9 protein-coding genes are annotated in these 12,734 nt (G+C 55.5%); 8 read left to right on the forward strand and 1 reads right to left on the reverse strand.

The window, feature by feature from the left end; translation table 11 throughout:
• Window positions 1–95 precede the first annotated feature (95 nt).
• Entirely contained in the window at window positions 96–992 is an 897-nt protein-coding gene (locus tag M2406_RS02195) for a YcbJ family phosphotransferase (protein WP_259188360.1), read from the forward strand.
• Window positions 993–998: 6 nt separating this feature from the next.
• Here the strand turns inward: M2406_RS02195 and elyC are convergent, their stop codons facing one another.
• Window positions 999–1,772 (reverse strand): envelope biogenesis factor ElyC, encoded by a 774-nt coding sequence (gene elyC / locus M2406_RS02200; RefSeq protein WP_017892283.1) that lies wholly within the window; start codon window positions 1,770–1,772, stop codon window positions 999–1,001.
• A gap of 151 nt (window positions 1,773–1,923) precedes the next feature.
• Between elyC and cmoM the strand changes: the two genes are divergently transcribed.
• The 7 genes from cmoM (at window position 1,924) to M2406_RS02235 (ending at window position 12,692) form a co-directional block, all read left to right on the forward strand.
• Window positions 1,924–2,709, forward strand: coding sequence for a tRNA uridine 5-oxyacetic acid(34) methyltransferase CmoM (gene cmoM, locus M2406_RS02205; RefSeq protein ID WP_012006149.1), 786 nt, complete (start codon window positions 1,924–1,926; stop codon window positions 2,707–2,709).
• Window positions 2,706–4,028, forward strand: coding sequence for a chromosome partition protein MukF (gene mukF, locus M2406_RS02210; RefSeq protein ID WP_012006150.1), 1,323 nt, complete (start codon window positions 2,706–2,708; stop codon window positions 4,026–4,028). The genes cmoM and mukF overlap by 4 nt, the downstream gene beginning before the upstream one ends.
• Window positions 4,009–4,737: a chromosome partition protein MukE gene (gene mukE / locus M2406_RS02215; protein ID WP_012006151.1), complete on the forward strand. Its 729-nt coding sequence runs from the start codon at window positions 4,009–4,011 to the stop codon at window positions 4,735–4,737. Before mukF ends, mukE begins: the two co-directional genes overlap by 20 nt.
• Window positions 4,734–9,182, forward strand: coding sequence for a chromosome partition protein MukB (gene mukB / locus M2406_RS02220; protein WP_012006152.1), 4,449 nt, complete (start codon window positions 4,734–4,736; stop codon window positions 9,180–9,182). The genes mukE and mukB overlap by 4 nt, the downstream gene beginning before the upstream one ends.
• Before the next feature lie 224 nt (window positions 9,183–9,406).
• Window positions 9,407–11,248: a L,D-transpeptidase gene (gene ldtD, locus M2406_RS02225; RefSeq protein WP_012006153.1), complete on the forward strand. Its 1,842-nt coding sequence runs from the start codon at window positions 9,407–9,409 to the stop codon at window positions 11,246–11,248.
• 181 nt (window positions 11,249–11,429) lie between these two features.
• Window positions 11,430–11,978 (forward strand): YcbK family protein, encoded by a 549-nt coding sequence (locus tag M2406_RS02230; RefSeq protein WP_012006154.1) that lies wholly within the window; start codon window positions 11,430–11,432, stop codon window positions 11,976–11,978.
• Between the two features lie 66 nt (window positions 11,979–12,044).
• Entirely contained in the window at window positions 12,045–12,692 is a 648-nt protein-coding gene (locus M2406_RS02235; protein ID WP_112364277.1) for an MBL fold metallo-hydrolase, read from the forward strand.
• Window positions 12,693–12,734: the final 42 nt, after the last annotated feature.

Genomic DNA, 12,734 nt, shown 5'->3' on the forward strand with positions numbered 1-12,734 from the left:
AATATCCCCATTTTGTTGATCTGCGTTGAAGAATTTTTCTGTTCAGCGTTCGATGATGTCAGCGTCTCTTCTTTTCCTCTTGAGGCCATTTCCTTATGGAGCAGTTACGCGCCGAACTGAGTATTGTGCTGGGTGAGTCCATCAGCCGGTTGGAACGCGTCAGCGAACAACCTTATGCCCACATGTATTCACTGTATGACCAACAGGGCCACGCGATCCCGCTGATGGCGAAAAGCTTTGTCTGCCAGGGCATCGCCCAACAAGAAGCTTACAAGCTGTCGATGCTGTCACGTGAAGGGGATATTCGCCTGCCGACGGTGTATGGCGTGGTCTATACCCACCAGGCACCCTATAAAGAAATCTTGTTGATCGAGCGCTTGCGTGGAGTGTCCGTAGAGGCGCCGACGCGCACGCCGAATCGTTGGAATACGCTGATGGAGCAGATTGTCGATGGCGTATTGGCCTGGCACCGTATTGACAGTCATGGCTGCGTGGGCACGGTAGACAGCACCCAGGAGAACGACTGGTTCTGTTGGTATCAACAGCGGGTCGAAGTGCTATGGTCAACCTTGGGTAATCTCAACTCGACGCTGCTGACGATGGATGATCGCCGCTTGTTGTATCGCACCCGTGAAGCATTGATTCACTTTTTTGTCGGCTTTGACGATCCTTGCGTATTGGTGCACGGTAACTTGTCGCTGCGCAGTATGTTGAAAGATCCGAAAAGCGATCAACTCTTGGCGATGCTCAACCCCGGAATGATGCTGTGGGCACCGCGTGAATATGAGTTATTCAGGTTATGTGAAGCGGGAATGCCGAGCCAGTTGCTGTTTTATTATTTGCAACGTGCGCCGGTAGCGGAGTCCTTCCTGATGCGGCGTTGGTTGTATGTGGTATGGGAAGCGGTAGGGCGGTTGATTCATACCGGCAAACTGGAGCGGCAGCCGTTTGATTATGCGTCCAAACAACTGCTGCCCTGGATTACCGGTTAACGCCGATCAGTCGACAGATACTTCATCGGAGCCTTTCAGCCGTTGCCACAGGCTGCCCAGCGTTTCATACCAGGCCCGCTCGCTGTGGCCGAGGAACATCGCCGAAGGCACCACCCGATCCCAGATATTCAATCGTGAACTGATGGCCAACTGATTGGCCGGCGCCGGGATCGGGTGCAGCCCCTTGGCTTCAAAGAAGCGCATGGCGCGCGGTAAATGGTTGGCTGAAGTCACCAGAATAAACGGCTGCTGGCCGACCAGCTTCGACACCTGCAATGCCTCCTGCTCGGTATCCAACGGGCGATCCAACAGCACGATATCACTGCGGGGGACTCCCAGGCTTTCCGCCACCTGCGCCGCGGTTGCCGCGTTACTCAGGGTTTTGGGACTCCCGGCGCCGGTAAACACCATTTTCGCCCCTGGATGGGCGAGATATAAGCGCACACCTTCCGTGACTCGCGGCAGGCTATTGCCGATCAGATTGGAACTGGGCGCCCAATCCGGATTAAAGGTATAGCCGCCGCCCAGCACCACGATATAATTCACCGGGTCATTGCCACGATAGGTCACATACTCAGATTCTATCGGGCGTAGTAATCTGTCGGCCACCGGCTGCAGGCTGAAAAGCAGTAAAAACAGCCAGCTCAGCGTGAAAATGACCTTGCCGCTTTTTTGCCAACGGGTGAACCACAGCAGTAACAGCGCCAGTCCCATCAGCAGCAACAGCGCGGGCAACGGCATTAAAATGGCACCAATGAACTTTTTCAGGTTAAACAGCATCAAAAATCAGGTCCTTTTGGGCGAAAAAACGACATCCGGGCACAATCAGGCCGCAAGAAGATTCATTCTAAGCCAGTCTGTGCCAAAATAGCAGGTTTGAATGGGCTGGTACTTTGCCCCCAGCCGGATAAGATCAGCGGAGCCGTTGTCCATGCAGGATCGCAATTTTGACGATATTGCTGAAAAGTTTGCGCGTAATATTTACGGCACCACCAAAGGGAAAATCCGCCAGGCTGTGGTTTGGCAGGATCTGACCACGCTGTTGGCCCAGTTGCCGCAGCGGCCGCTGCGCATTCTGGATGCCGGCGGTGGCGAAGGCCATATGGCCTGCCAATTGGCAGAATTAGGACATCAGGTGTTGTTGTGCGATCTTTCTGGTGAGATGATCCAACGCGCCGCGTTGCTGGCTGAGCAGAAAGGTGTGAGCCAGAACATGCAATTCATACAAAGTTCAGCCCAGGATATTGGTCAACACTTGGAACAGCCGGTTGATCTGATATTGTTCCATGCGGTGCTTGAATGGATCGCCGAACCTGAGGCTGCGCTGCAGGCGTTATTTAATTGCCTGTTGCCGGGTGGCGCACTGTCATTGATGTTCTTTAACGCCAATGGCCTCTTGATGCGTAACGTGGTGTTGGGTAATTTCCAACTGGTGAACCCAGAGGTCAGAAGACGCAGAAAGCGTTCGCTGTCGCCGCAGTACCCGCATAGTCCACCGCAGGTGTACGGCTGGCTGGAACAGTTGGGCATGCGTATCAGCGGGAAAACCGGCGTGCGGGTGTTCCACGATTATCTGCAGAGCAGGCAGTTACAGACACAAAAATTTGAAGAGTTACTGGCGCTTGAACAGCACTATTGCCGGCAGGAGCCGTACGTGAGTTTGGGGCGCTATATTCACGTCATGGCGCATAAACCAAACCTGAAGGACGAACTATGAGTGAATTTTCCCAGACAGTACCCGAACTGGTCGCCTGGGCACGGAAAAATGATTTCTCTATTTCGCTCCCTACGGAGCGTCTCGCGTTTTTGCTTGCTATCGCCACTTTGAACGGCGAGCGGCTGGACGGCGAGATGAGCGAAGGTGAGCTGGTTGATGCATTTCGCCATGTCAGCAAGGGTTTCGAACAGACGCATGAAACGGTGGCCGTGCGCGCCAACAATGCGATTAACGACATGGTGCGCCAGCGCCTGTTAAACCGTTTTATCAGCGAACTGGCGGACGGTAACGCGATTTACCGTCTGACGCCGCTGGGCATAGGTATCACCGATTACTATATCCGTCAGCGCGAATTCTCCACGCTGCGTTTGTCGATGCAGTTGTCAATTGTGGCGCAGGAGCTCAAACGCGCCGCCGACGCCGCCGATGAGGGCGGTGACGATTTCCACTGGCACCGCAACGTGTTTGCACCGCTGAAATATTCGGTGGCGGAAATCTTCGACAGTATCGATTTGACCCAGCGCATTATGGATGAACAACAGCAGGGCGTGAAGGACGACATCGCAGCGCTGCTGAACAAAGACTGGCGTGCGGCGATCTCCAGCTGTGAGATGCTGCTGTCCGAAACCTCGGGTACTCTGCGCGAACTGCAGGATACGCTGGAGGCGGCGGGCGATAAACTGCAGGCCAACCTGTTGCGAATTCAGGATGCCACGCTGGGTGGCGCGGAACTGGGCTTTATCGACAAACTGGTGTTCGATCTGCAAAGCAAGCTCGACCGCATTATCAGTTGGGGCCAGCAGGCGATTGACCTGTGGATTGGCTACGACCGCCACGTGCATAAATTTATCCGTACCGCGATCGACATGGACAAGAACCGGGTGTTCGCCCAGCGTTTGCGTCAGTCGGTGCAAAACTATTTCGACAACCCGTGGACACTGACCCATGCCAATGCCGACCGTCTGCTGGATATGCGAGACGAAGAACTGGCGCTGCGCAGCGAGGAAGTGACCGGGGAACTGCCGCCGGATCTGGAGTTCGAAGAGTTCAGCGAAATCCGTGAGCAACTGGCGGCAATGATCGAACAGGCACTGAAGATTTATCAGGAACAACAGATGCCGCTCAATTTAGGGGCGGTAATGCGCGATTATCTGGCGCAATATCCGCGTGCTCGTCATTTCGATGTGGCACGTTTAGTGGTCGACCAGGCAGTGCGCCTTGGTGTGGCTGAAGCAGATTTTTCAGGGTTGCCGGCACAGTGGCAGGCAATCAATGATTACGGAGCCAAGGTCCAGGCCCATGTCATCGACAAATATTGAACAAATAATGCCAGTCAAGCTGGCCAAGGCATTGTCTAACGCGCTGTTCCCGGCGCTGGACAGCCAACTGCGTGCGGGTCGTCACATCGGTATCGATGAACTGGACAACCACGCCTTCTTAATGGATTTCCAGGATGAACTGGAAGAATTCTACACCCGTTACAGCGTAGAGCTGATCCGCGCGCCGGAAGGATTCTTCTACCTGCGCCCACGCTCTACCACGCTGATCCCGCGTTCGGTGCTGTCCGAGCTGGATATGATGGTGGGGAAAATCCTGTGCTATCTGTATCTCAGCCCGGAACGTCTGGCGCATGAGGGCATTTTCAGCCATCAAGAGCTGTACGACGAGCTGCTGAGCCTGGCGGACGAGAGCAAATTGCTGAAGTTCGTTAATCAGCGTTCTACCGGCTCGGATCTCGATCGCCAGAAGCTGCATGAAAAAGTACGTACTTCACTGAACCGTCTGCGTCGTTTGGGCATGGTCTATTTCATGGGCAACGACAGCAGCAAGTTCCGTATTACCGAGGCGGTGTTCCGCTTTGGCGCCGATGTGCGCAGCGGTGACGATCCGCGTGAAGCTCAGTTGCGTATGATCCGCGACGGCGAAGCAATGCCGGTTGAAAACAGCCTGTTGCTGAATGATGAGAGCGATGCGGAAGACTCGCCGCTTGATACCACACCGGACAGTGCAGAGGATGAACAGGAATGATTGAACGCGGTAAATTTCGCTCGCTGACGTTGGTTAACTGGAACGGCTTCTTTGCCCGCACCTTTGATCTCGATGAGTTGGTGACCACGCTGTCCGGCGGTAACGGGGCAGGGAAATCCACCACCATGGCGGCCTTCGTCACTGCGCTGATCCCCGATTTGACGCTGTTGCACTTTCGTAACACCACCGAAGCCGGTGCCACCAGTGGCTCTCGCGACAAGGGCCTGCACGGTAAACTGCGCGCCGGGGTGTGTTATTCGACCCTCGACGTGCTCAACTCGCGCCACCAACGCGTGGTCGTTGGTGTTCGTCTGCAGCAGGTCGCCGGCCGTGACCGCAAGGTGGACATCAAGCCGTTCGTTATCCAGGGCCTGCCGACGGCGGTGCAGCCGACGGAACTGCTGACCCAAACGGTGGGCGAGCGTCAGGCACGCGTGCTGTCGCTGCAGGAACTGAAAGATCGCGTCGAAGAGATGGAAGGGGTGCAGTTCAAGCAGTTTAACTCCATCACCGATTACCACTCATTAATGTTCGATCTGGGCGTGATCCCGAAACGCCTGCGTTCATCGTCCGATCGCAGCAAGTTCTATCGTCTGATTGAAGCCTCGCTGTACGGCGGTATTTCCAGCGCCATCACCCGCTCGTTGCGCGACTACCTGTTGCCGGAAAACAGCGGCGTGCGCAAGGCATTCCAGGATATGGAAGCGGCGCTGCGTGAAAACCGCATGACGCTCGAAGCGATCCGCGTGACCCAATCCGACCGCGACCTGTTCAAACATTTGATTTCCGAGGCCACCTCTTACGTGGCGGCGGACTACATGCGTCATGCCAATGAGCGGCGCATTCATCTGGACGGGGCACTGGCGCTGCGCAACGATCTGCTGGGCAGCCGCAAACAGTTGGCCGCCGAGCAATACCGTCATGTGGAAATGGCACGCGAACTGGCGGAGCAGAGCGGTGCGGAATCCGATCTGGAAACCGATTATCAGGCCGCCAGCGATCACCTGAATCTGGTTCAAACGGCGATGCGTCAGCAGGAAAAGATCGAGCGTTATGAAGGCGATCTGGAAGAGCTGACCTACCGACTGGAAGAACAGAATGAAGTGGTTGCGGAGGCCAGCGAACAGCAGGCCGAAAACGAAGCACGTGCCGAGGCAGCCGAACTGGAAGTGGATGAGCTGAAAAGCCAACTCGCCGACTACCAGCAGGCGCTCGACGTGCAGCAGACCCGCGCCATTCAATATCAGCAGGCGTTGCAGGCACTGGATCGCGCACGCACGTTGTGCCAACTGCCAGAACTGACCGCCGAAAATGCCGAACACTGGCTGGATACTTTCCAGGCGCGCGAGCAGGAAGCGACAGAAGCACTGCTGATGCTCGAGCAAAAACTTAGCGTGGCCGACGCCGCGCACGGCCAGTTTGAACAGGCATATCAGCTGGTGGGTAAAATCGCCGGTCAGGTCAGCCGCAGTGAAGCCTGGCAGTGTGCGCGCGAATTGCTGCGCGACTGGCCATCACAGCAACACCTTGCCGAACGCGTGCAACCTTTGCGTATGCGCCTGAGCGAGCTGGAACAGCGTCTGCGCTCCCAGCAGGATGCCGAGCGTCTGTTGCAGGAATTCTGTAAGCGCCATGGCCAGCAGTATCAACCGGACGAACTTGATGCCCTGCAACAAGAGCTGGAAGAGCGTCTGGAATCGCTGTCGCAGGGCGTCAGCGATGCCGGCGAGCGTCGGATGGAAATGCGCCAGGAGCTGGAGCAAATTCAGCAACGCATCCGCGAACTGACTACCCGCGCCCCTATTTGGTTGGCAGCGCAGGATGCTCTGAGCCAGCTTGGTGAGCAGAGTGGCGAAGCGCTTGAAAGCAGCCAGCAGGTGACGGAGTACATGCAGCAACTGCTGGAGCGCGAACGTGAAACTACCGTTGAGCGTGACGAAGTGGCTGCTGGTAAACGTGCCGTTGAAGCGCAAATTGAACGTCTCAGCCAGCCGGGCGGTGCCGAAGATCAGCGTCTGGTCACGCTGGCCGAACGTTTTGGTGGCGTGCTGCTGTCTGAAATCTACGACGACGTCACCATCGACGATGCACCGTACTTCTCCGCCTTGTACGGCCCGTCGCGCCACGCCATTGTGGTGCCGGATCTGTCGCTGGTACGCGAGATGCTGGAAGGGTTGGAAGACTGTCCGGAAGATCTCTATCTGATCGAGGGGGATCCGCAGTCGTTCGATGACAGCGTATTCGCCGTCGAAGAACAAGACCGCGCGGTGTTGGTTAAAACTGCCGAACGCCAGTGGCGTTACTCACGTTACCCGGCTGTGCCGTTGTTTGGCCGCGCCGCACGTGAGAATCGCCTGGAAATATTGCATGCCGAGCGGGAAAAGTTGGCAGAGCGTTATGCCACCTTGTCGTTCGACGTGCAGAAAACCCAGCGTTCGCACCAGGCCTTCAGCCGCTTTATCGGTAACCATCTGGCGGTAGCCTTTGACGCCGATCCGGAAGCCGAGATCCGTGGCCTCAATACCCGTCGTGGTGAAATCGAGCGTGCGCTGAATAACCATGAAGCGCAGAACCAGCAGCAGCGTCAGCAATACGATCAGGCGAAAGAGGGCATTTCTGCACTTAACCGTCTGACACCGCTGGTTTCATTGTTAAACGATGAAACCCTGCAGGATCGGGTGGAAGAAATCCGTGAGGAGCTGGAAGAGGCGCAGGATGCCGCGCGTCATATTCAGCAGCACGGCGTTTCCCTGACCAAGCTGGAGCCGCTGCTGTCGGTGCTGCAGAGCGATCCGCAGCAGCACGAGCAGTTGCAACAGGATTACACTCAGGCGCAGAGCGTGCAGCGTCAGGCCAAGCAGCAGGCGTTTGCCCTGATTGAAGTGGTGCAGCGTCGCGCGCACTTCAGCTATACCGACTCTGCCGGTATGCAAAATGCCAATAACGATCTCAACGACAAGCTGCGCCAGCGTCTGGAGCATGCGGAAGCGGAACGTACCCGTGCCCGTGAGCAGCTGCGTCAGTATCAGACCCAGTTTACCCAGTACAGCCAGGTGCTGGCATCGCTGAAAAGCTCGTATGACGCCAAGCGCGACATGCTCAAAGAGCTGAGTCAGGAACTGGTAGACATCGGTGTGCAGGCGGATGCCAATGCCGAAGCCCGTGCGCGCACTCGTCGTGATGAATTGCATGCGGGCCTGAGCACCAACCGCGCACGCCGTAACCAACTGGAAAAACAGCTTACCTTCTGCGAAGCAGAAATGGACAGCCTGCAGAAGAAACTGCGCAAGCTGGAGCGCGACTATTATCAGCTGCGTGAGCAGGTGGTCACCGCCAAAGCAGGTTGGTGCGCCGTGATGCGCCTGGTGAAAGACAATGGTGTTGAACGTCGTCTGCACCGCCGCGAACTGGCCTATATGGACGGTGACGAGCTGCGCTCAATGTCGGATAAGGCGCTCGGTGCGCTGCGTCTGGCGGTGTCGGATAACGAACATCTGCGCGACGTACTGCGCCTGTCGGAAGATCCCAAGCGCCCGGAACGCAAGATCCAGTTCTATATTGCGGTCTATCAGCATCTGCGCGAGCGTATTCGTCAGGATATCATTCGTACCGACGACCCGGTTGAAGCCATCGAACAGATGGAGATCGAACTGGGTCGCCTGACCGAAGAGTTGACCGCGCGTGAGCAGAAGCTGGCAATCAGTTCCAAGAGCGTGGCGAACATCATTCGCAAAACCATCCAGCGTGAACAGAACCGTATTCGCATGCTCAACCAGGGCCTGCAGGCGGTTTCCTTCGGGCAGGTGAAGAGCGTGCGATTGAACGTCAACGTGCGTGAAGCGCATGCGACGCTGCTGGACGTGCTTTCCGAGCAACAGGAACAGCATCAGGACCTGTTCAACAGCAACCGACTGACCTTCTCGGAGGCCTTGGCCAAGCTGTATCAGCGTCTGAACCCGCAGATTGACATGGGGCAACGCACGCCACAGACCATCGGCGAAGAGCTGCTGGATTACCGCAACTACCTGGAGCTGGAAGTGGAAGTCTTCCGCGGCTCCGACGGTTGGCTGCGTGCCGAGAGTGGCGCGTTGTCTACCGGGGAAGCGATCGGTACCGGGATGTCGATTCTGGTTATGGTGGTTCAGAGCTGGGAAGAAGAGTCTCGCCGCCTGCGCGGTAAAGATATCTCCCCATGCCGCCTGCTGTTCCTCGATGAAGCGGCGCGACTGGATGCCAAATCCATCGCCACGCTGTTCGAGCTGTGCGATCGTCTGGAAATGCAGCTGATCATCGCGGCACCGGAAAATATCAGCCCGGAAAAAGGCACGACTTATAAGCTGGTGCGTAAAGTGTTCCAAAATCATGAACATGTACACGTAGTGGGGCTGCGCGGTTTTGCTAATGAGCCGCCGGTTCTGGGTGTTACTGCGGCAGAAACGCCGTAAACGCAAAAAAAGCCCGCTAATAATCTGAAAATAGCCGCCCTGGGGTGGCTATTTTTTTGTGCGGGAGGATGATAGTCCTGCTTTTTTCTGTGCCGAAAACCGGGTAGCCTAATGAAATAACAGTTATTCATAGGCAGCAAAGGGCAAAATGGCTTTTCTATTCGTATACTGAAACTAATAAGTTGTCTTGGTTATATTTTTTGTGAGCATACAGGGGGCAATGGATGTTGCTTAGAAATGGAAACACTGTGCGGCGTCTGGCGTTAAGTTGCGCAATCGCATGTGGTCTTGCGTCGTCGTTACCCGTATGGGCAACCGTTCCTGCGTTTCCGGTGGCGTCATCCGGCATGTCAGTTGCGCAAAGCCGTTCGGAACTGCTTGCGGCATTGCCGAAGGGCATTACACCCTATTATCTTTCGACGCTGGCTCCTTTGTACGCGGCGAACCGGATGCAATTGATGTGGCAGGATCGCGAAGCGGTTCAGCAATTTCAGCAGCAACTGGCCGAATTGGCGATGTCCGGCGTACAGCCGCAGTTTACCCAATGGGTGAAGCTGTTGACCAACCCGGCGATTACCGACGTGGCGCGCGATGTGGTGCTGTCTGATGCGATGCTGGGCTATTTACAGTTTGTTTCGTCCATCGGTGCCAACGGTAATAATTGGCTGTACAGCAACATTCCCTACAAGCTTGGTCTGCCACCCAATACGGTGATTAACCAGTGGCAATTGGCGCTGCGTCAGGGCAAGACTCTGGCTTATGTCAATACGCTGGCGCCACAGCACCCGCAATATGCCAAGATGCATCAGGCCCTGCGGGATATGCTGGCCGATGGTCGTCCGTGGCCGCAAATGGCCAATGGCCCAAGCCTGCGTCCGGATCAACTGAGTAGTGATATTCCTGCCTTGCGTGAGATCCTGGCGCGTAACGGTATGCTGACGCCTTCTACGGCACCGGTGGAAGTGCAGGATCCCCCTGCGGTATTGACCGGTTCGCGTAATGAGCCTGACGACGGTGGCCTGTCAGTAGATGAAGAAAAAAGTCGTGACAGTCAGAGTGCCGTTGTCAGCCCGGCCGCTGCCCCGGTGAAAGATCTCGTCCCAACGCCGCAATCGCCTTTTTCGCAGCAGTCAGAAAGCCCGGTGACCGTTACCGATAATCGCTATACTCCCGACCTGGTGGAGGGCGTTAAGCGTTTCCAGAAATGGCAGGGTCTGAGTGCTGACGGCGTCATTGGCGTGCGCACTCGCGAGTGGCTTAACGTAACGCCGCAAATACGAGCCTCGTTGTTGGCGCTGAATATCCAGCGGTTACGCATACTACCCGGCCATGTCGATACCGGTATTATGGTTAACATTCCTAACTACTCGTTGACCTACTACCAAAACGGCAATGAAGTGCTTTCCTCTCGGGTGATCGTGGGTCGACCTAGCCGCAAGACGCCGTTGATGAGCAGCGCATTGAATAATGTGGTGGTGAACCCGCCGTGGAACGTACCGACTACGCTGGTGCGTGAAGATATCGTGCCGAAGGCGATGCGTGACGGCAGCTACTTCCAGAAGCATGGCTATACCGTGCTCTCGGGGTGGAGCAACGATGCCGAGGTGATTAATCCGGCAATGATCGACTGGAGTATGATTTCGCCTCGTAATTTCCCGTATCGGATCCGTCAGGCTCCGGGAGCGACCAACTCATTGGGGCGTTTTAAATTCAACATGCCGAGTTCAGACGCTATCTATCTGCACGACACGCCCAACCATAATCTGTTCCAGAAAGACATCCGCGCCTTAAGTTCCGGCTGTGTTCGGGTCAACAAGGCATCGGATTTGGCGAATATGCTGCTGCAGGATGCCGGTTGGAACAACACCCGTGTTTCTTCCACCTTGAAACAGGGTAATACCACCTTCGTAAATATCCGCCAGCATATTCCGGTTAAATTGTATTATTTAACCGCCTGGGTCTCTGATGATGGAAAACCACAATTCCGCACAGATATTTACAATTATGATGACACGGTGAGATCGGGCGCACAAATTTTGGCTCAGGCCGAAAAATTAATGCAATAAATGCAGTAATTATAAATAAATAACGGTCAGAATATCGGGCTATGTTGCAGGCACTCATTGCGTGAGTGCCTGCAAACCGCGGGACATCACGGGTTGACTCAGCCAGTGTGGGCGGTTATGGTTCGGGCAGTGCGCTGTTTTGTGCATATATTTTGATATTCTTGCCGGGTTTAACAGAAACATGGACAAAATTGATCATCATCGCCGTAAATGGCTGGCGTTAGGTAGCGCCGCTGTGGGCATAGCGCTGCTCCCTGGGCAAGCCTTTGCCAGTCTTTCTACTTCGCGCCCGCGTATTCTGGTTGTAAATAATATGCATACGGGCGAATCGCTTAAAGCCGAATTCTTCGACGGTAAGGGATATAATAAAGACGAATTAGTCCGTCTTAATCATCTCTTCCGTGATTATCGTGCCAATAAGGTCAAGTCGATCGATCCTCGTCTGTTCGATCATCTCTACCGTCTGCAAGGTCTGTTGGGCACCAACAAGCCGGTGCAGTTGGTTTCAGGTTATCGTTCCCTGGATACCAATAATGAGCTGCGTGCACGCAGTCGCGGTGTGGCCAAGCACAGCTACCACACCAAAGGCCAGGCGATGGACTTCCATATCGAAGGCATCCAACTGAGTAATATCCGTAAAGCGGCGTTAAAAATGAGCGCCGGTGGTGTAGGATATTACCCACGTAGCAACTTCGTACACATCGATACCGGCCCGGTGCGGACCTGGTAATCGCTGTGCACCACAAGTGAGTAGCGCCAGCCCGGCAGGGTGTGGCGCCGTTGTCGTTGGAGCCTTATGAAATACCACATTATTCCCGTTACCGCTTTTAGTCAGAACTGCAGCCTGATCTGGTGTGAGAGCACCCAGCAGGCGGCGTTGGTCGATCCCGGCGGTGAACCTGAAAAACTGAAGGCCGAAATAGCCAGGCAGGGCGTAACCGTTACGCAGATCCTGCTGACGCATGGTCATCTCGATCACGTTGGCGCGGCCGCTGAGTTGGCAGAGTTTTATCAGGTGCCGATCTACGGCCCGGATAAGAGGGATGCTTTCTGGCTCGATGGCCTGCCTGCGCAGAGCCGCATGTTTGGGCTGGAAGAGTGCGCACCGCTGACGCCAACCCGGTGGCTGGAAGAAGGGGACAGCGTGCAGGTGGGCGAAATGACGCTCAAGGTGCTGCATTGCCCTGGCCACACTCCTGGCCATATCGTGTTTATTAATGATCAGGCGCGATTGGCGCTGGTGGGCGACGTGCTGTTTAACGGCGGCGTTGGGCGCAGTGATTTCCCTCAAGGCGATCATCAGGCGTTGATTAACTCTATCCGCACCAAGCTATTGCCGCAGGGTGATGACATGGCATTTATTCCAGGTCATGGGCCAATGTCGACCTTCGGTCAAGAACGTGAAACCAACCCGTTCCTGCGTGAAGAGCCGGCCATCTGGTAAGTTATTTCCGGCAGAAATAACTAAGGGGCGCTTTGAGCGCCC

Origin of the sequence: Serratia sp. BIGb0163 (genome assembly GCF_024809935.1) — a bacterium.
GTDB lineage: Bacteria > Pseudomonadota > Gammaproteobacteria > Enterobacterales > Enterobacteriaceae > Serratia > Serratia quinivorans.